General features: G+C 63.3%; 18 protein-coding genes. 9 read left to right on the top strand and 9 right to left on the bottom strand.

Features of this window, described 5'->3' with window-relative positions; all coding sequences use genetic code 11:
- Positions 1-43: 43 nt before the first annotated feature.
- Entirely contained in the window at positions 44-1309 is a 1266-nt protein-coding gene (gene rho / locus AC628_RS19570) for a transcription termination factor Rho (RefSeq protein ID WP_016841461.1), read from the top strand.
- 153 nt (positions 1310-1462) lie between these two features.
- Here the strand turns inward: rho and AC628_RS19565 are convergent, their stop codons facing one another.
- Positions 1463-1723 (bottom strand): hypothetical protein, encoded by a 261-nt coding sequence (locus AC628_RS19565; RefSeq protein ID WP_245321229.1) that lies wholly within the window; start codon positions 1721-1723, stop codon positions 1463-1465.
- On the opposite strand from AC628_RS19565, the gene mnmE reads away from it, so the two are divergent.
- The 5 genes from mnmE to AC628_RS19540 all read left to right on the top strand — a co-directional run bounded on the left by mnmE (position 1623) and on the right by AC628_RS19540 (position 7824).
- On the top strand, positions 1623-2948 hold the full coding sequence (mnmE, locus tag AC628_RS19560; RefSeq protein ID WP_074128415.1) for a tRNA uridine-5-carboxymethylaminomethyl(34) synthesis GTPase MnmE: 1326 nt from the start codon (positions 1623-1625) through the stop codon (positions 2946-2948). The two genes, AC628_RS19565 and mnmE, sit on opposite strands and share 101 nt — an antisense overlap.
- A gap of 235 nt (positions 2949-3183) precedes the next feature.
- The gene (gene mnmG / locus AC628_RS19555) at positions 3184-5067 is read left to right on the top strand and encodes a tRNA uridine-5-carboxymethylaminomethyl(34) synthesis enzyme MnmG (protein ID WP_074128413.1); all 1884 of its coding nucleotides are present in this window, start codon (positions 3184-3186) and stop codon (positions 5065-5067) included.
- A gap of 173 nt (positions 5068-5240) precedes the next feature.
- Positions 5241-5906 carry a 16S rRNA (guanine(527)-N(7))-methyltransferase RsmG gene (gene rsmG, locus AC628_RS19550; RefSeq protein ID WP_074128418.1) on the top strand — a complete coding sequence of 222 codons (666 nt, stop codon included), beginning with the start codon at positions 5241-5243 and terminating at the stop codon, positions 5904-5906.
- 31 nt (positions 5907-5937) lie between these two features.
- Positions 5938-6789, top strand: coding sequence for a ParA family protein (locus tag AC628_RS19545; protein WP_074128412.1), 852 nt, complete (start codon positions 5938-5940; stop codon positions 6787-6789).
- A gap of 144 nt (positions 6790-6933) precedes the next feature.
- Complete coding sequence (locus tag AC628_RS19540; RefSeq protein WP_074128410.1) at positions 6934-7824, top strand: ParB/RepB/Spo0J family partition protein; 891 nt, start codon at positions 6934-6936, stop codon at positions 7822-7824.
- 125 nt (positions 7825-7949) lie between these two features.
- Here AC628_RS19540 and holA read toward each other — a convergent pair whose 3' ends face one another.
- The 5 genes from holA to AC628_RS19515 form a co-directional block, all read right to left on the bottom strand.
- On the bottom strand, positions 7950-8981 hold the full coding sequence (holA, locus tag AC628_RS19535) for a DNA polymerase III subunit delta (RefSeq protein WP_074128409.1): 1032 nt from the start codon (positions 8979-8981) through the stop codon (positions 7950-7952).
- An 8-nt stretch (positions 8982-8989) separates the two neighbouring features.
- Complete coding sequence (gene lptE, locus AC628_RS19530; RefSeq protein ID WP_074128408.1) at positions 8990-9544, bottom strand: LPS assembly lipoprotein LptE; 555 nt, start codon at positions 9542-9544, stop codon at positions 8990-8992.
- Positions 9531-12155: a leucine--tRNA ligase gene (gene leuS / locus AC628_RS19525; protein WP_074128407.1), complete on the bottom strand. Its 2625-nt coding sequence runs from the start codon at positions 12153-12155 to the stop codon at positions 9531-9533. Before leuS ends, lptE begins: the two co-directional genes overlap by 14 nt.
- Before the next feature lie 365 nt (positions 12156-12520).
- On the bottom strand, positions 12521-15121 hold the full coding sequence (locus AC628_RS19520) for an MASE1 domain-containing protein (RefSeq protein WP_074128405.1): 2601 nt from the start codon (positions 15119-15121) through the stop codon (positions 12521-12523).
- 372 nt (positions 15122-15493) lie between these two features.
- The gene (locus AC628_RS19515) at positions 15494-17185 is read right to left on the bottom strand and encodes a sensor domain-containing diguanylate cyclase (RefSeq protein WP_074128404.1); all 1692 of its coding nucleotides are present in this window, start codon (positions 17183-17185) and stop codon (positions 15494-15496) included.
- A gap of 108 nt (positions 17186-17293) precedes the next feature.
- Here AC628_RS19515 and AC628_RS19510 point away from each other — a divergent pair, with 108 nt between their 5' ends.
- Complete coding sequence (locus AC628_RS19510; RefSeq protein ID WP_074128403.1) at positions 17294-17998, top strand: YggS family pyridoxal phosphate-dependent enzyme; 705 nt, start codon at positions 17294-17296, stop codon at positions 17996-17998.
- 167 nt (positions 17999-18165) lie between these two features.
- Here AC628_RS19510 and AC628_RS19505 read toward each other — a convergent pair whose 3' ends face one another.
- Together AC628_RS19505 and AC628_RS19500 are read right to left on the bottom strand one after the other, a co-directional pair.
- The gene (locus AC628_RS19505; protein ID WP_074128400.1) at positions 18166-18951 is read right to left on the bottom strand and encodes a 2-keto-4-pentenoate hydratase; all 786 of its coding nucleotides are present in this window, start codon (positions 18949-18951) and stop codon (positions 18166-18168) included.
- Between the two features lie 163 nt (positions 18952-19114).
- A complete protein-coding gene (locus tag AC628_RS19500) occupies positions 19115-19654 on the bottom strand; it encodes a L,D-transpeptidase family protein (protein WP_074128397.1) in 540 nt (179 codons plus the stop codon).
- A gap of 243 nt (positions 19655-19897) precedes the next feature.
- Between AC628_RS19500 and AC628_RS19495 the strand changes: the two genes are divergently transcribed.
- Complete coding sequence (locus AC628_RS19495; protein WP_016841446.1) at positions 19898-20584, top strand: response regulator transcription factor; 687 nt, start codon at positions 19898-19900, stop codon at positions 20582-20584.
- A gap of 57 nt (positions 20585-20641) precedes the next feature.
- Complete coding sequence (locus tag AC628_RS19490; RefSeq protein WP_050425197.1) at positions 20642-21082, top strand: Crp/Fnr family transcriptional regulator; 441 nt, start codon at positions 20642-20644, stop codon at positions 21080-21082.
- Between the two features lie 223 nt (positions 21083-21305).
- Here AC628_RS19490 and AC628_RS19485 read toward each other — a convergent pair whose 3' ends face one another.
- Positions 21306-22121 (bottom strand): exodeoxyribonuclease III, encoded by an 816-nt coding sequence (locus AC628_RS19485; protein WP_074128395.1) that lies wholly within the window; start codon positions 22119-22121, stop codon positions 21306-21308.
- Positions 22122-22204 lie beyond the last annotated feature (83 nt).

Below are 22204 nucleotides of genomic sequence, written 5' to 3'. Positions count from 1 at the left end.
GCACCCCTTCCCTACTTACCTTCCTCACAGSAGGACTACCCCAATGCGGGAAATCAAACTCCAGGACCTCAAATCTAAAACGCCCGCCGAGCTCGTCTCGTTTGCGGAAGAGAACGGGGTCGAGAATGCCAGCACCATGCGCAAGCAGGAGCTGATGTTCGCAATTCTTAAAAACCTCGCCGCCGCCGAGACCGACATTGTCGGCGAGGGCGTCGTGGAGGTGCTGTCCGATGGCTTCGGCTTCCTTCGTTCGCCCGACGCGAACTATCTGCCCGGCCCTGACGACATCTACGTTTCGCCGTCGCAGATCCGCCGTTTCGGCCTGCGCACCGGCGACACGATCGAAGGCCATATTCGCAGCCCGAAGGAAGGCGAACGCTATTTCGCGCTGCTGAAGGTCAACACGCTCAATTTCGAAGACCCGGAAAAGTCGAAGCACAAGGTCAATTTCGACAACCTCACGCCGCTGTTTCCCAATCAGCGTTTCCGCATGGAGCTTGAGGATTCCACCAAGAAAGATCTTTCTGCCCGCGTGATCGACATCGTCGCGCCGATCGGCAAGGGCCAGCGCGCGCTGATCGTGGCGCCGCCGCGCACCGGCAAGACCGTGCTGATGCAGAACATCGCGCACTCCATCACCGCCAATCATCCTGATTGCTATTTGATCGTGCTTCTGATCGACGAGCGTCCGGAAGAAGTCACCGACATGCAGCGTTCGGTGAAGGGCGAGGTGGTGTCGTCGACCTTCGACGAACCCGCCGTGCGCCACGTCCAGGTCGCCGAGATGGTGATCGAGAAGGCCAAGCGCCTGGTCGAGCACGGCCGCGACGTCGTGATCCTGCTCGATTCGATCACCCGCCTCGGCCGCGCCTACAACACCGTCGTGCCGTCATCCGGCAAGGTGCTGACCGGCGGTGTTGACGCCAATGCGTTGCAGCGCCCGAAGCGCTTCTTCGGTGCCGCGCGCAACATCGAGGAGGGCGGTTCGCTGACCATTATCGCGACCGCGCTGGTCGATACCGGCAGCCGCATGGACGAAGTCATTTTCGAAGAGTTCAAGGGAACCGGTAACTCCGAACTGATCCTCGACCGCAAGGTCTCGGACAAGCGGACCTTCCCGGCGATCGATATCGCCCGCTCCGGCACCCGCAAGGAGGAGCTCATCACCGATCCGCAGGTGCTGAAGAAGATGTACGTCCTGCGCCGCATCCTCAATCCGATGGGCACCATGGACGCGATCGACTTCCTGCTCGACAAGCTCCGGAACACGAAGAGCAATTCGGAATTCTTCGATTCCATGAACACCTGAGGCCAAGGTCGAATAGAGGCCGAAGAGAACAGGGCGCTCCGCACAATCGGGGCGCCTTTTTTCATGCTGCGGATTTGCTGCAGCAAAGTGCAGTATGAATCGAGCTCGGTCAGTGCGCCGAATATTCATGTAACCGACTGATATAATTTATATTTATGATTTAGGTTTCAGCGCAAGCCGGCAGAACCGCAGCAAAATTGCTGCGTGGCTGATGCAATGAAACTCGGCTATGCTGCAATGCAGCATTCCGCAATATTGCATGCGAAATGGAAGCGGCATTGCCTTTGCCGATTGGCTTGGGAAGAAATAGGCAATGCATCCGCGCGACCAAACCATCTTCGCTTTATCCTCCGGACGGCCGCCGAGCGCGATCGCCATTGTCAGGCTGTCTGGCCCAATGGCCGCGTCGGTCATTGAAGGACTGACGGGCAAGATGCCGGCCCCGCGAGTGGCGACCCGCGCGCTGCTCCACAATTCAAAGCCTGAGCCAATCGATGACGCGGTCGTGCTCTGGTTCCCAGGCCCGGCAAGTGCGACCGGCGAGGACGTTGCCGAATTCCATGTCCATGGTGGACGCGCGGTGCTGTCGGCGACGTTCGATGCCATCGCCGCGTTCGACAACGTCCGGCCGGCTGAACCAGGCGAGTTCACCCGGCGGGCATTCGAGAACGGCAAGCTCGACCTGACTGAGGCCGAAGGTCTCGACGACCTGATTCACGCCGACACTGATCGCCAACGGCGCCAGGCGCTGCGACAGTTGAAAGGGCTGCTCGGCGATCGCGCCCGGGACTGGCGCGAGCGGATCATCGCGGCATCGGCGCTGATCGAGGCCGGCATCGATTTCTCCGACGAAGGCGATGTGCCGGCGGAGCTGATCGCGCCGGCGCTCGAGAAGGTCCGGGCGCTGCATGATGAGATCAGAGAAGTGCTAGCGGGGCAGGGCCAAAGCGAACGGCTGCGCGACGGTCTGGTGGTCGCGATCGCGGGTCCGCCGAATGTCGGCAAATCGACCCTGATCAATCAGCTCGCCAAGCGCGAGGTCGCAATTGTCTCGCCGTATGCCGGCACGACCCGCGACGTGATTGAGGTGCAGCTCGACCTCGACGGCTATCCGGTCACAGTCATCGACACCGCCGGGATCCGCGAGACGAATGACCCGGTGGAGCAGGAGGGTGTTCGCCGCGCCCGGGCCCGTGCCGCGGAAGCCGACCTCGTGCTTTGGCTGGCCGACAGCGGCACCGAGAAGGCGGGGCACGGTGGGACGACGCCGACCTGGCTGGTGCGAAACAAGATCGACCTGGTCAGGGCTCAGTCGGGCGAGGGTGGCAGCACCGCCGAATTCAGGATCTCGGCGGCCCGCGGTGATGGCCTCTCTGAGCTGATCACCGCACTGGTCGGTTTCGCCCACGACTATTTTGGAACCAGCGAAGGCGGTTTGATCAGCCGGGCCCGGCAACGCGGGTTGCTCGAGGAGACCGTCGACGCGCTTCAGCGCAGCATCGATGTGGTCGGGCAGGGTGAGGAGCTGGCGGCGGAGGAACTCCGCAGGGCGGCCACTTCACTCGGCCGTCTGCTCGGTCGGGTCGATGTTGAGGACATCCTGGACGTCATCTTCCGCGAGTTCTGCGTCGGGAAGTAGTCGGGGGCCGGACCTGTTTCACGTGAAACATGGTTTTGGATTGGTTAACGAGCGTCTCCCGTTTCACGTGAAACATTTGGCTTGGCGTGACCGCGCTTGTTTCACGTGAAACAGCTCCACCTGTCATTGTGAGCGGTCCGGATCGATCCATATTTCGCTCAGATGGTCGGGTCTCAGACAGCCGATCTCAACTTCGTTCTTCCGGCTTTCATCACTCCACGATAGAAGTCCCGCCATGATCTCCAGGGCAGACTCATTTGACGTCATCGTCATCGGCGGCGGCCATGCCGGCTGCGAGGCCGCGAGCGCCGCTGCCCGGATGGGCGCGCAGACGGCCCTGGTGACCCATCGTTTTGCAACCATCGGCGCGATGTCCTGCAACCCCGCCATCGGCGGGCTCGGCAAGGGCCATCTGGTCCGCGAAGTCGACGCTCTCGATGGTCTGATGGGCCGGGTCGCCGATGCCGGCGGTATCCAGTTTCGCATGCTCAACCGCCGGAAGGGTCCGGCCGTCCGCGGTCCCCGGGCTCAGGCCGACCGCAAGCTCTATGCGGCCGCGATGCAGGCGGCGATCACCGAGACCGCGAACCTCTCCGTCATCGAAGGCGAGGCGGATGAACTGATCGTCGTTGATGGGCGCGTGACCGGTATTCACCTGGGCGACGGCCGTCAGCTTTCCGCAGGTGCGGTTGTCATCACGACCGGCACCTTTCTGCGTGGTCTGATCCATCTCGGCGAGAAGAACTGGCCGGCGGGCAGGGTCGGCGAGGCACCAGCCATGGGCTTGTCTGCGTCGTTCGAGCGGGCAGGTTTCGTGCTCGGCCGGCTCAAGACCGGAACGCCACCGCGCCTCGACGGCACCACGATCGACTGGTCAACGGTCGAAATGCAGCCCGGAGACGAGCCGCCGGAGCCGTTTTCGGTCATGACGGACCGGATCACGACGGCGCAGATCCAGTGCGGCATCACGCGGACCACGCCGGCCACCCATGAGGTGATCCGGGCCAATGTGCACCGCTCGCCCATGTATTCCGGCCAGATCAAGAGCTCTGGACCGCGCTATTGTCCCTCGATCGAGGACAAGATCGTCCGCTTTGGTGATCGCGACGGCCATCAGATCTTCCTGGAGCCGGAAGGGCTCGACGACTCGACGGTCTATCCCAACGGCATCTCGACCTCGCTACCGGAGGAGGTCCAGCTCGCGATCCTTGCCAGCATCCCTGGCTTGGACCGGGTAAAGATGGTCCGGCCGGGCTATGCGATCGAATACGACCACGTCGATCCGCGCGAGCTCGATCCGACCCTCGAGACCAAGCGTCTGCGCGGGCTTTTCCTGGCCGGCCAGATCAATGGCACCACGGGATACGAAGAGGCGGCGGGGCAGGGCATCGTTGCCGGCCTCAATGCCGCTCTGGCCGCCAGTGGGACCGACCCGATCGTGTTCGACCGCGCTGACGGCTATCTCGGGGTCATGATCGACGACCTTGTGACCCGGGGGATCACCGAGCCCTATCGGATGTTCACCTCGCGCGCCGAGTATCGGCTGACGTTGCGGGCCGACAATGCCGACCAGCGGTTGACCGACAAGGGCATCGCGCTCGGATGCGTCGGAACGGCGCGCGCCGAACGCCACCGAACCAAGATGGCGGCGCTGGAAGCTGCGAAATTCTTGGCGAAGTCGCTTGCGATCACACCGAACGAGGCCGCCAAGCACGGGCTCGCCCTCAATCGCGACGGCAATCGTAGATCCGCCTTCGAGCTGCTGGCCTATCCCGAGATCGAATGGCCTGCGGTCCAGGCCATCTGGCCGGAGCTGTCGGCCATTGACCGTGCGATCGCGGTGCATCTCGAGATCGATGCGAAATACGATGTCTATCTGAAGCGCCAGACCGCCGACGTCGACGCCTTCCGGCGCGACGAGGGCTTGGTCTTGACCGATGTCGACTATGCCGACGTGCCCGGTCTTTCGAATGAAGCGCGGGCCAAGTTGCAGAAGGCGCAGCCGCGGACGGTCGGGCAGGCGGGACGGATCGATGGGATGACGCCGGCCGCGCTGGGTATTCTGGCCGCTTATCTGCGGCGCGAGGCGCGACGAAAATCGGCCAAGGCGACGGCCTGACGTTTCACGTGAAACAATGCGGCCTGACGCCGTCATTGCGAGGAGCGAAGCGACGAAGCAATCCATGTCTCCGCAAGCTGTGAGATGGATTGCTTCTCGGAGCTTGTCATCGGGCGCGCGTTCGCGCGACCCGTTGGCTCGCAATGACGGACACCAACCTGGCATTCAAGAGAATGGCTTCAGCCTCCCGTTCTGCAGACCTCCAAATCTCCGCAGCCGACAAAGCGGCGGCGCTGGCCCTCACCCCTGTTTCACGTGAAACGGAGGCGCGGCTCGATCGCTATGTCGCCCTCCTCCTGGAGTGGCAGGCCAAGACCAATCTCGTCGCGCCGTCCACGCTGCCGCATCTCTGGACCCGCCATATCTCCGATTCGCTACAACTCTTGAGCCTCGCGCCGACGGCAAAATCCTGGGTCGATCTTGGCAGCGGCGGTGGCTTCCCCGGCGTGGTGCTCGCCTGCGCTCTGGCCGAGACGCCGGGCACGCAGATCCATCTGGTTGAGCGAATCGCCAAGAAGGCCGCATTCTTGCGCGAGGCGATTCGGGTCACGGCGTCGCCGGGGACGGTGCATCTGGCTGATATCGGGGATACTGTGGATAGAATCGCGGGTCCCATCGATTGCGTCACCGCGCGGGCACTGGCTCCGTTACATCAACTGATCGGCTTTGCGGAGCCGTGGGTCAAAAAGGGCGCTAAAGCGCTGTTTTTGAAGGGTCAAGATGTAGAGGCCGAATTGACCGAGGCCACTAAATATTGGATTATTGAGCCAAAGCTACACTCCAGCCGGACCGGCGGACAGGGCTGGATCGTCGAACTCGGGTTAATCGAGCGGCGCTAGGGGACTCCGCAAGAGCAAATGGTATTTTGGTATGACTGTGATGGACGAGGTTTATCAAGGGGATAAGGCGCTCCAAGCGCCGGGCCATCCGCGCATCCTGTCGCTCGCCAACCAGAAGGGCGGCGTCGGCAAGACCACCACAGCGATCAATCTTGGTACCGCACTCGCTGCGATTGGCGAGCGCGTCCTGATCGTCGATCTCGATCCGCAGGGCAACGCCTCGACCGGTCTCGGCATTGATCGCCGCAACCGCAGCTGCTCGACCTACGACGTGCTGATCGGCGAAGCGCCGCTGCGCGATGCCGTGGTCGCGACCGCGGTGCCGCGGCTGCACATCGCCGCCTCCACCATGGACCTCTCCGGCCTCGAGCTCGAGCTCGGCACCACGCCGGGCCGCGCCTTCCGGCTGCGCGATGCGATCGCCGGATTGAACAACAACGTCTCGCCGGAAGCCGACTACACCTATGTGCTGATCGACTGCCCGCCCTCGCTCAACCTTCTCACCGTCAATGCGATGGCCGCGTCGGACGCGATCCTGGTGCCGCTGCAATGCGAGTTCTTCGCGCTCGAAGGTCTGTCGCAATTGCTGCAGACGGTGGAGCAGGTGCGCTCGACCCTCAATCCGACGCTGTCGATCCACGGTATCGTCCTGACCATGTTCGACTCGCGCAACAACCTCTCCAACCAGGTCGTTGCCGACGTGCGCCAGTTCATGGGCAACAAGGTGTACGACACCATGATCCCGCGCAACGTGCGCATCTCGGAGGCGCCGTCCTACGGCAAGCCGGTGCTGGTCTACGATCTCAAATGCGCCGGCAGCGATGCGTATCTCAAGCTCGCGACCGAAGTGATCCAGCGCGAGCGCGAGCTGCGCGCGCATTGATGGCAATGCGTAGGATGGGTGGAGCGAAGCGATACCCATCGCGGCACTGAATGAGAGTGATGGGTTTCGCTGCGCTCTACCCATCCTACAATCCAGATATCGAAGTTCGGAGTACTGCGTGTGAATCCAAGGGAGCTCGCAACAATGGCCGATGAAGCGCGTTCGCGACTGGGGCGCGGGCTGGCAAGCCTGATCGGAGATGTCGGCGGCGAGGCGGCCGCGCATGTCGAGCGGCCGCGCAACCAGCGCAAGGTGCCGATCGAATTCCTCAAGGCCAACCCGCGCAATCCGCGGCGCAGCTTCGCCGATGCCGAGCTCGGCGAGCTCGCCGATTCGATCAAGGCGCGCGGTGTGATCCAGCCGATCGTGGTGCGCGCGATCAAGGGCGCGCAGGACCGCTTTGAGATCATCGCCGGCGAACGCCGCTGGCGTGCCTCGCAACTGGCCGGCCTGCACGAAGTGCCGATCGTGCCGGTCGAGGTCTCCGATTCCGACGCGCTCGAGATCATGATCATCGAGAACGTGCAGCGCGAAGACCTCAACGCGATGGAGGAGGCGCTGGGTTATCACTCGCTCGCCGACGAGTTCAAACGCAGCCAGGAAGACATCGCCAAGATCGTCGGCAAGAGCCGCAGCCATGTCGCCAACATGATGCGGCTGACCAAATTGCCGAGCGAAGTGCAGGCGCTGATCTCGAAGGGCGATCTCTCCGCCGGCCACGCCCGCGCGCTGATCGGCGTGCCGGATCCGCTCGCGGCCGCGAAGCGCATCGTCGCCGAGGGCCTCAACGTCCGCCAGGCCGAGGCGCTGGCGCATGAAGAGGGCGTGCCGGAGCGCAAGCCGCAGAAGGCGCGCTCGGGCAGCGCGACCAAGGTCGACAAGGATGCCGATACGCTGGCGCTCGAGAAGCGCGTCAGCGATGCGCTCGGCCTGACCGTCACCGTGAGCCACCGCGATCCCGGCGGCACCGTCCAGATCAACTACCGCAACCTCGAACAGCTCGACGAAGTGGTGCGGCGGCTGGAAGGCGGCTAGTTTTTCCAATCTCTCTCCTCGTCATTGCGAGGAGCGATAGCGACGAAGCAATCCACCTGTCCCCATGTGCGGAGCGATGGATTGCTTCGCTTCGCTCGCAATGACGACCCCAAGACAGGACGATTTCATCCTCTTCGCTTCGCATTCACCGCGATCGAGAGCAGGGCGCGATGCGCGATCACGGCGGCGAGCGCGGCCTGCTTGCGCATGTCGAGCGCCGCGGTCGCAAGTTGATCGATGATGTTCACCAGCCGCTGCGGCGTAAAATTTCGTAGCGCGATCTCGACCGCGGGTTTGCGCGAGAAGTGCAGCCGCGGAAATCCGCCTTCGAGCACGGCTGACGCCGGGGTGCCGTCCGCGATCGCCAGCGCCGATTTGTGCAGCCACGCCGCCTGGCGCTGCGCGGCCGAGATGATCACGCCGGGATAGGTGCCGGCGACCATCGCCTTGGTGAACTCGGTTTCGACCAGCGCCGCGTTCCCGGCGAACGCACCGTCGACGATCGGATCGAGCTTCAGCTCGGAGGCGTCGGAGACCACGGTCATGACGTCATCGAGCGTGATCTCGCCCTTGCCGTGCGCGAACAGCGCGAGCTTGCGCAGCTCGTTGCGCGAGGCCATGCGATCGCCGCCGAGCAGCGACATCAGCACCGCGCGCGCATCTTGCCCAAGCCGCAGGTTGGAGACGCGCAGCTCGTCCTCGATCAGCTTGGTCAGGTCGCGCTCGGTGTCGGGATAGCAGCCGATCGCGACCGCGTTCTTGGCGCGCTCGCAGATCTTGCGCAGCGGCGATTCCGGGCGGAGGTCGCCGGCCTCGATCACGATGCGGCAATCCCTGAGCGCCGTCGTTTCGGTCAGCGTCTCGACGCCGCTTGCGAAATTGCGCGAGCCGGCGCGGACGCGGATGGCGCGGCGGCCGCCGAACAGCGGCACTGTCATCGCTTCATCGACCAGCCGCGATGGCTCGGCGGCGAGCTCGTCGCCATCGAGCCGCACCAGCGAGAATGGATCATTGGGATCGTCGACCGCGGAGGCCATCAGCGCGTCGGCGCGCTCGCGCACCAGGCCGAGGTCCGGGCCGTAAAGCAGGATGATCGGGCGGCCGGCGTCGGGCCGGGCGAGGAAGCTGTCGATCTCTTTTCCGCGAAGTGCGACCAATGCGGCGATCAGGTCCCGCTGGAGAAGAACGAGGCGAGCCGGGTCTGGATATTGTCGGCGATCTCCTGCGCGGCGCGGTCCTCGGCATCGCGGAGGGCGCGCTGGCGCGCGAAGCGCTGGTAGGAGCCCGGCATGTCATAGGACACGCGCGAGAACGTGGTGCCGGTCATCACAGACTTGTTCGAGGCGATCTCGACCAGGTTGAACTGGGCGTCGATACCGTAGTTCTCGCTGGTCGGCAGCGCGGTGGTCGGGTCGATCATCAGCGATGAGCGGCTTGTATAGAAGCGCAGCACCAGGCGGTGCGTCGGCGGCATGCCGGTGGCGGTGCCGTAGAGCTTGAAGGCGAGGGCGTTGCGGACCTCGACGCCGACCCGGGCCTCGCGGGAGGCGTTCGGCTTGTCGACCGGCGGAACCTCGACGCCCATCAGCTTTTCGCGCAGGGCGGGCGAACCGTCGAGGGTGCGCTCGGCATACATCGGCTGGAAGCATCCGGCCGTCAGCGCGGCCAAGGCAGCCATAGCGATGAGCCGGGCGGCGATCCTGATCCTAGCCGACAACATTGACGATCCTCATGGGCACCACGATCACCTTGCGGACAGGCTTGCCGTCCAAGGCGGCTTTTACCGCATCGAGCGCCAAAACGGCAGCCTCTATATCCGCATTTTGGGCGGTGCGTGGCACGGTAACATCACCTCGTTTTTTACCGTTGACCTGGACGACCAGGGTCACGCTGTCTTCAACCAGCAGATCGCGCTCGATTTGCGGCCAATCGGCCTCGGAAACCAGCCCGGTCTGGCCCAGAACCACCCAGCACTCCTCGGCCAGATGCGGCATCATCGGCGAGAACAGCTGGACCAGGATGGTCGCGGCTTCCTTGACGGCCCAGGCCACATCCGCCGCCGGCTTGTCACCTCTGGCCAGCACCTCGGCCAGCGCATTGGCGAATTCGCGGATATGCGCGAGGCAGACGTTGAAATGCAGCCGCTCGATCCCGGACGACACCTTGTCGAGCGCGCCATGGGCCGCCTTGCGCAGCGCCTGCGCCTCGGCTCCGAAACTGGCCGGCCGGGCCGTCGGCGCGGTCTTGGCGATTTCGGCCGATTCGTTCACCAGCCGCCACAGCCGCTGCACGAAGCGCGCGGCACCCTGCACCCGCTCGTCGCTCCAGATCACGTCGCGGTCGGGCGGGGAGTCGGACAGCATGAACCAGCGCGCGACGTCGGCGCCGTAGCTCGCGATGATGTCGTCAGGGTCGACGGTGTTCTTCTTCGACTTCGACATCTTCTCGATCGGGCCGATCGCGACGTCCTCGCCGGTCTCAAGCAGCACCGCGCGGCGGGCGTTGCCATCAACCTCGATCTTCACCTCGGCCGGCGTGACCCAGGTGCCGTCGGCCTTCCTGTATGTCTCGTGCACCACCATGCCCTGGGTGTACTGCCCCTTGAACGGCTCATCGAACTTGATGTGACCGGTCGCCTTCATGGCGCGCGTGAAGAAGCGCGCATAGAGCAGATGCAGGATGGCATGCTCGACACCGCCGATATACCAGTCGACCGGCATCAAGCGATCGACCACTTCTAGGGTGGTCGGCGCGTCCTTGTTCCACGGATCGGTGAAACGCGCGAAATACCAGGACGAGTCCACGAAGGTGTCCATCGTATCAGTCTCGCGCACCGCCTTGCCGCCGCACTTCGGACAGTTGACGTGCTTCCAGGTCGGATGGTGGTCGAGCGCGTTGCCCGGTCTGTCGAAGGAGACATCCTCCGGCAGCGTCACCGGCAGCTGGTCGTCGGGCACCGGCACCACGTCGCACTTGGGACAATGGATCACCGGGATCGGGCAGCCCCAGTAGCGCTGCCGTGAAATGCCCCAGTCGCGCAGGCGGAAATTCACCTGCCGCTCGCCGACCGGTGCATTGCCGCGCATTTCCGATTCCAGCCGCTTGGCGACCTCTTCCTTCGCGGCTTCGATGGTCATGCCGTCGAGGAAGCGCGAATTGATCATGCGGCCGTCGCCGTCATAGGCGACGTCGGTGATGACGAACGTCTTCGGGTCCTGTCCTTCCGGGCAGACCACCGGCACGTTGCCGAGATTGTACTTGTTGACGAAGTCCAGGTCGCGCTGGTCGTGCGCAGGGCAGCCGAAGATCGCGCCGGTGCCGTATTCCATCAGCACGAAGTTCGCGACATAGACCGGCAGCTTCCAGCTCGGATCGAACGGATGCACCGCCTTGATGCCGGTGTCGAAGCCCTGCTTCTCGGCGGTGTCGATGATCGACTGCGCGGTGCCGATCTTCTTGATGTCGGCAATGAACTCCGCAAGCTTCGGATTCTTGGCGGCAGCCGCCTGCGCCAGCGGATGATCCGCCGAGATCGCCATGAATTTCGCGCCGAACAGCGTGTCCGGCCGCGTGGTGAAGATCTTCAGCTCGGTCTCGCCGGCCGGCGTGGTCGCCGCATCCAGCGCGAAGCGGATCAACAGGCCCTCGGAGCGGCCGATCCAGTTGCGCTGCATCAGCCGCACCTTGTCCGGCCAGCGGTCGAGACCATCAAGCGCGTCCAGCAGTTCCTGCGCGTACTTCGTGATCTTGAAGACCCACTGGCTCATTTCCCGTTGTTCAACAACGGCGCCCGAACGCCAGCCGCGGCCGTCGATCACCTGCTCGTTGGCGAGCACGGTCATGTCGACCGGATCCCAGTTCAGCTTGCGCTTCTCTCGCTCTGCGAGGCCGGCCGCCAGCATGTCCAAAAACATCTTCTGCTGATGCTTGTAGTAGCTGGGGTCGCAGGTCGCGAACTCGCGGGACCAGTCGAGCGACAGGCCGATCGACCGCAGCTGCTTTTTCATCGCGGCGATGTTGTCGTAGGTCCAGGCCTTCGGCGCCACCTTGCGCTCGATCGCGGCGTTCTCCGCCGGCAGGCCGAACGCGTCCCAGCCCATCGGATGCAGCACGTTGAAACCCTTGGCGCGCATGAAGCGGGCCAGCACGTCGCCGAGCGTGTAATTGCGGACATGCCCGATATGGATGCGCCCGGACGGATACGGGAACATCTCGAGCACGTAGTATTTCGGCCGCTTATCGTCGTTCTTGGAGGCGAAGATCGCCTTTTCGTCCCAGATGGCTTGCCAGCGGGGTTCGGATTCACGGGCGTTGTAGCGTTCGGCGGTCATGAAATCGCAAGGATTTTGGGTGGTTTTCGGTGATTTTCGGGTCCCATCCGGGGACGGCGGACTAGGCCACAAAAGCGCCTGTTCGGTCAACGGCTTGGGGCCTGCCAAATGGTCATGCCGGGGCCGCCAGCGAGGTGGGCACCCCGTCAGGAGCCCGTTTGGTGTCGTCACCCGGCTTGACCGGGTGACCCAGTATTCCAGAGACGTCCATGCTTGAACCGAGGGGCCGCGGCGTACTGGATCGCCCGGTCGAGCCGGGCGACGACAGCGTCATATGAGGCGCAATTCCGCATTCCCGCGACATGATTTGCCCGAGTTTTGTCCCTCGGGCACCGCCCGAACAGCGCCCGCGATGGCGCGACCGGTCAATGTCTGCGCGCGTCGGTCGTGTTTGATGCCAAAGGCACGACGGATGCTCGCGCTGATCTCGGGGGCGCAAGATCCTGGATGAAATCTCTGAGGGCCTCGGTGTCGAACGGCTTGCGGAGTATCTTTAGACTTGGGGGTGCTGCATTTGCAGCGTCGCTGTAACCGGTTGTAAGGGCGATCGGCAAACCCGGGTACCGCGACCGCACTTCTCTCGCGAGCCCGACGCCATCGATGGTTCCTGGCATGACGATATCGCTGAAGACGAGATCGATCCTGGTGCCGGCATCGAGCAGTTTCAACGCCGCTTCGGCCGAATCCCGATAGATCGTTTCATAGCCCAGATGCTCGAACAGCGAGGATGTCACGTCCGCGACTTCGGGGCTGTCGTCGACAACAAGAACCGTCTGCCGCTGCGGCTGCTTCGGTCTTGCTCTGGCGGCGGCGAGGTCTTTGCTGGCGGTTTGCTCGTCTGCACAGGATGGCAAATAGATCGTAATCGTTGTTCCCTGACCAACCTTGCTGTCTGCCGTCACCGTTCCACCCGCCTGGTGGGCGAAACCATAGACCTGGGACAGACCGAGACCGGTGCCCTTGCCGACCTCCTTGGTCGTGAAGAACGGATCGAACATCTTGGACAGAAGATTTGGCGGAATACCGGTGCCGGTATCGCCAAGCGCTATTGCAAAGAAAGCCTTTGCGCGGCGATCGCCGCCGGTCTCCTGGTTCGCGGTCACCGCATGGACGGACAAGGTGAACGTGCCGCCGCTTGGCATTGCATCGCGCGCATTGACGGCGATGTTGACGATCGCAAGCTCCAGCTCGGCGAGGTCCACCTTGACCGAGGCTATGCCCTCACCGACGTTCTCGTTGTACACGATGTTCCCGCGCAGCGAGCTTTCAATCATGGTCCGCATGTTCTTGATCGATGCATTCAGATCAACGACCGTCGGGCTGAGATGCTGATGACGAGAGAAGGTCAACAATTGGCGCGTGAGGCTCTCGCCGCGTTTGGCCGCGGTCTGGATGGCTTCGATTGCTTTGGGCAGTTTTGGATCAAGCAGGCGTGTGAAGATCTGGGCGCTGCCTCCGATGATCATCAATAGATTGTTGAAGTCGTGCGCAATCCCGCCGGTCAGTTTGCCGATCGCCTCCATTTTCTGAGACATCGCGAGCTGTTCGCGGGCCTGGACCAGCTTTTCCTCCGCGTCGCGCCGCTCGGTTGCGTCGCGCAGAATACTGATGAAGCCGATCAGATTTCCTGCGTCATCGTGGCTCGACGAGACGGAGCCCGTGATGAAGAACGGCGTACCATTCTTTCTGATGCGCCAACCCTCCACGTCGTACTTGCCTCTTTCGATTGCCGTCTCGAGCGCGTGTGCTGGCGAGCCCGCGCGGCGTTCATCCGGCCGATAGAAAATTCCAAAATGCTTGCCGATGATTTCTTCCGAGCTGTAGCCGATGATCTTTTGAGCGGTGCTATTCCAACTCGTAACGTGTCCCTCTCGATCGAGCGCAAAAATCGCATAGTCGACGACGCCTTCGATAAGGGTCTGGAAATGCCGCCTGATGTTGTCGAGCGCCAAGGCTTTCCGTTCAAGTTGACCGTTCAGTTGGTCCCGGACAGAAAGGAGATGGTCTTCCGTGGTCTGGCGCGTCGCAATTGCCGCTGCCAGCGCAAGAGGAGGTGCCGATACGCTGATCGAGAGCACGAGCAAGGATAACAGTGCGCCATTCGGATCCATTTTCGGAAATGGATCATTCCCTACCGAAAACCCCCACACGGCCATTCCGACAAAAATGAACGCAGCCGTCGACACGGTGCATCGATCGCCGCGCAGGCCGGCCCAGATCAAGGGCAGCAGAACCAGAAAGCCCAGAAGGCTCCGATGCGGCAGCAACACGTCGAGGTCAGGGCTGATGAGGTCGCTACCGATGAGCGGGCTGTAAGCAACGATCCCGACGATGCCGGCGAGAACGGGGATAGCGATCGATTCCAACAGCTTCCATTTGGAAGGAATGCGTAAGGGCATCGTCGCCCAGAGTACGATGAGCGGAGCAATGACCAGGGTCCCGGCAGTGTCCGCAAGCCACCAGGTCACCCCGGCGACGACGGAATCGGAAAGGCTCAATTCATTGGCGAGCGCGAAGCCGGCCGAGGCGATGGTTGAACTGATGATCGTGGTCGGCGCACAGGAAATGATTGCAAACTTCGCGACACCGACAGGCGTGGCAAACGTCTGGCGACCGTTCGACCAACGGTCGATCAGCCATGTCCCGGCACATGCAGCAAGCAGGCTGCCGATCCCGGCGGTGCCAAATTCCAGGAGCGATCGGTCGGCCATAAAGTAGGGAGAGATGGCCCCCACCAGGATCGCCGGCCAGATCCGGTAGCCGCGCAGCAGGACCAGCGCGAGCGCAAGCCCGGTCGGTGGCCACAGCAGTGTCGCGGTTGGATTGATCGCCGGAAGGAGCCGCGCGGCTTCGGCAAGGCCGCCATAAATCGCGGCGATTATCAGGATTTCGACCGCGTAGGTCGCAATGCTCCGAGCGTCGCCAAAAGCGAGCATCTTGGCTGTGCCGAACCCTGCCCTTTCCATCGCAAGCCTTTGCAGTGGGCATCTCAAGAATGCGTTGGCGACCTGTCCCCTGATCCAGTGTCACCAAAAGAGGCGAATCGCATTGTCATGACGTCGATGTTCCCGCCAAGCACTCAACGCAGTTTTGACCAAAGCATGGCCGCACGATGGTGAGTAGAGGGATGCCCGGCAACTTCGGAACGAGGGGCTATCGGGCAGCACCATTGACCTAATAGCAGTGGCGCACCGGGATCCGAAACGGGTCACGGCGGCATCCGGAATATCAATTGGGTACGATCCCGCTGCCTGTCGATGGGAGCGCCAGCAATCATTTTGTTTGTTGGCGCGAGGGATGAGCACTTGATGCTGCTCCACCTGCACGGGGCGATGCAGCTAGCTCGCCAGCGCCATCCCGGCTTCATCCAGCGTCTGCAGGAAGCCGTGCTCGATGACGGCATTCCTGCCGCGGCGCTTGGCGGCGTAGAGGGCGGCGTCGGCGGCTTCGATCAGATCGCCGGGGCGCTGGGTCTCGTTCGGCTTGGTCGTTGCGACGCCGACGCTGACGGTGACGACGCAATGGCTCGAGGGCGCGTGCGGTACGGCAAGGCCAAGTACTGCGGTGCGCACCGTCTCGCCGATCGCCAGCGCATGCGCGGCGTCGGTGTTCGGCAGCAAGAGGCAGAATTCCTCGCCGCCATAACGGCCGGCGAAGCCCATCGTGTCGGCGGCGATACCGGACAGCACCTCGCCGATCCGCGTCAGGCAGGCGTCGCCTTCGGGATGGCCGTAGGTGTCGTTGTAGAGCTTGAAGTGATCGACATCGATCATCATCAGCGACAGCTCGCATTCATACTGCTGCGCCCGCATCCACTCGAAGTCGAGCCGGCTCTGGAAGCCGCGGCGGTTGGCGAGGCCCGACAGCGCGTCGATCGAAGCCATCACGGTGAGACGGTCGTTGGACTCAACGAGCTCGCGCTCGCGCTGGCTGAGTTGCGCCGCCATCGCGTTGAAGGCGCGCGCCAAGGGCACGAACTCCGACGGCAGCTTGTGCTTGGCGACGCGCGCCGACCAGTCGCCTTCGCCGAACCGCCTTGCCATGCCGGTCATCAGCTCGATCGGATGGATGACGAGCCGTTCTGCGCCGACGAGGGCGCCCAGCAAAACGAAAAGGCAGACGAAGCCGAGCTGCAGATAGGCGGTGCGGATCTCGCGGTTGATCGCCGCCGTCACCTTGGCCTCGTCCATGCTGACGATCAGCCGGGATTGCGTTCCGGCGATGCGGGCGAAGCTCAGCGTACGTTGTGCGCCGTCGGAAGCCGTGAGCGACACCGAGCCCGACGGTTCGTCGTAGCTCAGCGCCTTCTCGGCAATTGCCGACATCAAGGGGATGGTGTCGAGCGAGTGGCCGATCAGGCTTGCATGATCCGATGGAGCCGCGATCACAACGCCGGTGCTATCGACCAGAGCGGCCGACATGCCGGGCTGGCCGCCGAGATTGGCCATGATCTGCGACAGCCAGTCGATGTTGATGCCGGCGACCACGATGGCGTCCTGTTCCGGATTGATCGCGGCCACCGGATAGGCCGCCATCATCATCGCGCGGCCATTGGTCCTGCCGCGCAGATAGTCGCTGAACACGAAGCCGCGGTTGTCCTGCGCCTTCTTGAAATATTCACGATCGCCGATGCTGAGCCCGACCTGGCTGTTCAGCGTCGAGCATTGCACCAGTCCGTCCCTGGACACGAACATAATGCTGCGGATCCAGGGCAGCACCGTCGGCAGGCTGGCGCGGAGCACCTCGCAGCTCTGCCCAATGCCGCCGGAGGCGCGGATATAGGCGGCCGATTTCAGCATGGTCTCGACCGAGGATACCACTTCGCGCTGGGTTTCAGCGGCGTGTGCGGTGAGGTTGGCATAGCCGGCCGCGGCCTGCGCGATCTGCTTGCTGCGAGAATCTTCCAGCGTGCGGACGCGATCGAGCATCAGCGGCGCGACCAGCATCACCGCAAGCAAGGCGAGCCGGGCACGGATACCCAGAACCTTCTTGAGCCTGACCCGGTTGCGGTTGAAAGTGACGCCCGACATTCTATTCCCTTGCCCGCGCGCAAGGTAGAATGCAGGGCTTCAAAAAGCCTTTCCCGAATTTGGTAAAATTCGAGCCAACCCTCGCACCTGTCAGAGAACGGCACAAGCATGACGCAAAGCCCGACCACGCCGTTATCGGCTGATTCACCACATGGCCTCGCCGCCGTGGAGCAGGAGATCGCGCGTGCCTGCAAGGAGGCGCGGCGCGATCGCGCGTCGGTAACGCTGATCGCGGTGTCGAAGACATTCGATGCCGACGCAATTTTGCCGATTATCGGCGCCGGACAGCGCGTATTTGGCGAAAATCGGGTGCAGGAGGCCAAGGGCAAGTGGCCGGAGCTGATCCAGGCTCATCCCGGCGTGAAGCTGCATTTGATCGGGCCGTTGCAGTCGAACAAGGCCAAGGAGGCTGTCGCGCTGTTCGATGCGATCCATTCGGTCGATCGCGCCAGCATTTGCGAAGCGTTAGCCAAGGAAATCAAAAATCAGGGGAAGCACCCGGAACTGTTCGTCCAGATCAATACCGGCGAGGAGCCGCAGAAGGCCGGCGTCGCGCCGCAGGACGCGGATACCTTCATCGCGGCGTGCCGCGACAGATACGGCCTGCAGATTTCAGGACTGATGTGTATCCCGCCGGTCGACCAGGCGCCGGCGCCGCATTTCGCACTCTGCGCCAAGATCGCCGCGCGCAACGGGCTGACAAATCTCTCGATGGGCATGAGCGCGGATTTCGCCGTGGCGATCGCGATGGGCGCGACGCATGTGCGGGTTGGGTCTGCGATTTTCGGGACGCGGACCGTGCCGCATAACTGAAGCCGCATAACTGGTGTCGTCCCTGCGAAAGCATGCGAAAGCAGGGACCCATAACCACCGAAGGTAGTTGTTGAGCGCCGACTAGCCGCGTGCCGTTTGCGTCGGCCGCGGCGTATGGGTCCCTGCTTTCGCAGGGACGACAGCGGTGTGTGCCGTAAGCGCTGCGCCTACGAGAACTTCACCGACACCTTCCCGATTGCGCCGAAATCGGCGGCGAAGACGTCGCCGGCGGCGATCGGCAGCGGTGGGTGGCAGGTGCCTGTCGTGACGACCTCCCCTGCCCGCAATGTGATGCCGAGCGCGCGCAATTCATTGGCGCACCAGGTCAGCGCTATCAGGGGATCGCCGAGCACGTTCTTGCCGTGGCCGACATAGCGCTCGCCGCGCAGCGTGATGGTCGGGCGTTCCTCGACCAGATCGATCGCGCGCCAGTCGGCTGATGTTGCAACACCGAGCACGAACAGATGGGCGCAGGCATTGTCGGCGATCAGCTGCGCCTCGCCGGCGGAGACGAAGTCGGCAAAACGCGAATCCGGAATCTCGATCGCTGGATGCAGCGTGCCGGCCGCCTCCAACACTTCCCTTACGCTGTACGGCGTTGCGCGCGGTACGAGATCACGCGCCATGCGGAAGGCGAATTCCGGTTCGCCGACGCGCATCTCGATGCCCTTCATCGACGCGGTGCCGCCATCTGCGATCACCGTTTCGGCGAGGATGCGCCCCGCCAGCGGCCCGGCGACGTTGATGTGCCTCTGGCCGGCCTCGCTGGTCGCCGCGATCTTCCAGCCGAACAATTTTTCGCGCGACGTCTTCTCGAGCTCGGCCTGCACCGCGTAGCCCTCGGTGCGATCGCGCGGCCGGATCGCGCCATCGAGTGCACCGAGTTTGGTGCCCGCGTGCCAGTGCTCGCTCAGAACTTTTGCGGCGGCGGCGATCTGGTTGTTGTCGAGCATGCTTCTTCGCTCCCGCGAGACTTAATTTTGGGAATTATTTTGTCTTGTGCGCAATCACAGCACAAACGCGTCGCGTCTGTCGTGTGGGAAAACCGATGCTCAGCTATTCCAACGTAGCGTGGATACCGGTTCGCGTGAAGAAAACGCGTCCAACAAAAGGGCCTCAGCCGATGATGATCCGGGTCCGCGGGGCCATCCGCCGCAACAGCCGCAGCATCGACGCCTTCGTCATCGAGACGCAGCCCGCGGTCGGTCCGAAATTCGGCCGCGCCAGATGCAGGAACACGGCGCTGCCGCGGCCGGCGATCCGCGGCGCGGCGTTGTGGTCGATCTCGACAATGAAGTCGTAGAGATGATCCTCGCGGGTCAGGCGGTCGCCGCCCTGCTCGCGGTCGAGCCGGATCGGCTGGTTGTAATGGCGGTCGCTGGGGTCCTCGCACCAGGCGTCCTCGCGGCGGATCGGCCGGGTCGGCAGCAAGGTCACCGGACGCCGGTGCCGGTCGGCGCGCCACCAGAGTTGCCGCGGATGGAAGATGCCGCGCGGGGTGCCGCCGTCGCCCTCGCGCTTGTTGGCGAGGATTCCGCCGCGTCCGAGCGCCACCGGAACGGTCCAGCCGTCGGCCGTCAGCCAGCCCCGGCGCGGATTGCCGGCGGCGGCGCGGACCTCGATGGCGGAGAGCGGGCGATCACGTTTGGCTGTCATATAAGTGATTGAAATAGCTGATCTTCCCTTAAGAATCGTTCCAAACTGAACTTGCCTAGGATGTTCGGATCATTCTATCACCCGGCATTACAGGACATTCACGTCCTGCCCCGCCGGATTTGAGGTAGACTACCGTTGCCTTGTGAATCGGTAACAATCGCCTACCTGAGCACATATCTAGCCGATGTTACGGTCTTAAGCGCCCTCCGCCTCTGACCGCCCCGCCCCCGAAGGATTGTACCTATGGCCAATGCCCGCAAGATCTTGATCGTGGATGACGATACCGATCTGCGCGATACGCTGGTCGAGCAGCTGTCTCTGCACGAGGAATTCGAAGCCTCCGCGGTCGACACCGGCGCCAAGGGCGCCACTGCCGCCAAAGCCAATTCTCCCGATCTGGTCCTGATGGACGTCGGCCTGCCCGACACCGACGGCCGCGAAGTGGTCCGCAGCTTGCGCAAGGGTGGCTTTAAGGCCCCGATCATCATGCTGACCGGCCACGACACCGATTCCGACACGATCCTCGGCCTGGAGTCCGGCGCCAACGACTATGTGGCCAAGCCGTTCCGCTTCGCCGTGCTGCTGGCCCGGATCCGGGCGCAACTGCGCCAGCATGAGGCCAGCGAGGACGCGGTGTTCTCGGTCGGCCCCTACTCGTTCCGTCCCGGCTCGAAGATGCTCACCGGCGCCAATGCCAGGAAGGTGCGGCTGACCGAGAAGGAAACCGCGATCCTGCGCTTCCTCTATCGCGCCGGCCAGATGCCGGTGTCGCGCGAGACCCTGCTCCAGGAAGTCTGGGGCTACAATTCCGGTGTCACCACCCACACGCTGGAAACCCACATCTACCGCCTCCGCCAGAAGATCGAGAAGGACGCCGCCAACCCGGAAATCCTGGTGACGGAAGCCGGTGGCTACAAGCTGGTGCCGTGATACGCTTCGCGCTCAACGATTCGTGAAATCGAGGCGCACCGCGGTTACCGGACCTGAATGTCGATCGATGATGACGTAGCCCTGCTTGAGCGGGTCCCGACGATGCGTCTGTTGGGCGAGAGCTCCTTGCGCATGCTGGCGATCGGCTCCGAGCAACGCGACTTCAACGCAGGCGAGGTGCTGTTCAAGGTCGGCGACGCCGCGGACGCCGGCTATGTCGTGCAGCGCGGCAGCTTCCGGGTCGAGGAAGGCGGCGCCGAGATCATCGCCGGCCCCGGCGCGCTGATCGGCGAGCTCGCATTGATCGTCGCGATGAAACGCCCGTCGACCGCGACCGCATTGGAGCGCGGCTCGGTGATCCGCGTCGCCCGCAGCCTGTTCCAGCGCGTGCTGGAAAGCGATCCCGCTGCGGCCCGCCGGCTGCGCGACGAACTCGCGCTGCGCACCAGCCAGCTCGCCAGCGATATTCTGATGGCGGGCGGGAAGTTGAGCACTTAGCTGCTGAGATTTGGCCGACAGCGGAGCCGCGTACTCCACCTCTCCCCTTGTGGGAGAGGTCGGATTGCATCGTGAGATGCAATCCGGGTGAGGGGTGAGGTCTGTCCACCAGCGTGGTCCCTCGAGAGGCCGTCACCCCTCACCCGGATCACATTCCGCTTCGCTTCATGCGATCCGGCCTCTCCCACAAGGGGAGAGGCGAAGCGAAGCAAGCGGCGACGTTCTAAACCTCCATCACCGCGGTCACCGGCACATGATCCGACGGCCGCTCCCAGCTGCGGGCGTCGCGGGTGATCTTGAAGTCGCTGACCTGATCCTTCAGCGCGCGCGAGACCCAGATGTGATCGAGCCTGCGGCCGCGGTCGCCGACGGTCCAGTCCGCGGCGCGATAGCTCCACCAAGTGTAGACCTTTTCCGACATCGGGATCCGCTCGCGCGCGATGTCGAACCATTCGCCATGCGCCTGCGCCGCGAGCAGCTTCTCGGTCTCGACCGGCGTGTGCGAGACCACCTTCAACAGCTGCTTGTGCGACCACACGTCGTTCTCGTGCGGCGCGACGTTGAGGTCGCCGACCAGGATGTGGCGATCGTCGCCGCGCGGATGCAGCGGCTCGCAGCTTTTCATCTCGTCGAGGAATTGCAGCTTGTGCTCGAACTTCGGATTGAGCGCGGGATCGGGAATGTCGCCGCCGGCCGGCACGTAGAAATTATGCAGCACCAGCGGCTTTGAAATCTGCGCCTTCTCGCCGAACGAAACCGAGATGTGCCGCGAGTCGATCTTGTCGCAGAATGTCCGGATGTCGGTCGTCTCGAACGGCAGCCGTGAGACGATGGCGACGCCGTGATAGCCCTTCTGCCCGTTCAGCGCGACATGCTCATAGCCGAGCCGCTTGAAGCGCTTCAACGGAAACGCATCGTCGATGCATTTGGTCTCCTGCAGGCACAGCACATCCGGCCGCGCGCTCTTCAGGAATTTGGCGACGATATCGATGCGCAGGCGCACCGAATTGATGTTCCAGGTGGTGACGGAGAACCGCATGAGAGCTGCGTCTTAGCATGGTTCTCGCGGCGGGTTTCAATTGTCCACAGGGGGAGATGCGTAGGATGGGTAGAGCGAAGCGA

Origin of the sequence: Bradyrhizobium sp. NAS96.2 (assembly GCF_001908235.1) — a bacterium.
Taxonomy (GTDB): Bacteria; Pseudomonadota; Alphaproteobacteria; order Rhizobiales; family Xanthobacteraceae; genus Bradyrhizobium.
The sequence above is the reverse complement of the archived record's forward strand: the minus strand, read 5'-3'. Positions and strand labels throughout refer to the sequence as shown.

Coding starts and splice junctions, on each gene's coding strand:
- AC628_RS19515 (WP_074128404.1), bottom strand. CDS start 17,185: ATGTCGGGCGTCACTTTCAACCGCAACCGGGTCAGGCTCAAGAAGGTT.
- AC628_RS19485 (WP_074128395.1), bottom strand. CDS start 22,121: ATGCGGTTCTCCGTCACCACCTGGAACATCAATTCGGTGCGCCTGCGC.
- AC628_RS19565 (WP_245321229.1), bottom strand. CDS start 1,723: ATGACCGACGCGGCCATTGGGCCAGACAGCCTGACAATGGCGATCGCG.
- AC628_RS19545 (WP_074128412.1), top strand. CDS start 5,938: ATGACTGTGATGGACGAGGTTTATCAAGGGGATAAGGCGCTCCAAGCG.
- rsmG (WP_074128418.1), top strand. CDS start 5,241: ATGGCTTCAGCCTCCCGTTCTGCAGACCTCCAAATCTCCGCAGCCGAC.
- AC628_RS19500 (WP_074128397.1), bottom strand. CDS start 19,654: ATGACAGCCAAACGTGATCGCCCGCTCTCCGCCATCGAGGTCCGCGCC.
- AC628_RS19495 (WP_016841446.1), top strand. CDS start 19,898: ATGGCCAATGCCCGCAAGATCTTGATCGTGGATGACGATACCGATCTG.
- AC628_RS19540 (WP_074128410.1), top strand. CDS start 6,934: ATGGCCGATGAAGCGCGTTCGCGACTGGGGCGCGGGCTGGCAAGCCTG.
- rho (WP_016841461.1), top strand. CDS start 44: ATGCGGGAAATCAAACTCCAGGACCTCAAATCTAAAACGCCCGCCGAG.
- AC628_RS19510 (WP_074128403.1), top strand. CDS start 17,294: ATGACGCAAAGCCCGACCACGCCGTTATCGGCTGATTCACCACATGGC.
- lptE (WP_074128408.1), bottom strand. CDS start 9,544: ATGTTGTCGGCTAGGATCAGGATCGCCGCCCGGCTCATCGCTATGGCT.
- AC628_RS19520 (WP_074128405.1), bottom strand. CDS start 15,121: ATGGAAAGGGCAGGGTTCGGCACAGCCAAGATGCTCGCTTTTGGCGAC.
- mnmG (WP_074128413.1), top strand. CDS start 3,184: ATGATCTCCAGGGCAGACTCATTTGACGTCATCGTCATCGGCGGCGGC.
- leuS (WP_074128407.1), bottom strand. CDS start 12,155: ATGACCGCCGAACGCTACAACGCCCGTGAATCCGAACCCCGCTGGCAA.
- AC628_RS19490 (WP_050425197.1), top strand. CDS start 20,642: ATGTCGATCGATGATGACGTAGCCCTGCTTGAGCGGGTCCCGACGATG.
- mnmE (WP_074128415.1), top strand. CDS start 1,623: ATGCATCCGCGCGACCAAACCATCTTCGCTTTATCCTCCGGACGGCCG.
- AC628_RS19505 (WP_074128400.1), bottom strand. CDS start 18,951: ATGCTCGACAACAACCAGATCGCCGCCGCCGCAAAAGTTCTGAGCGAG.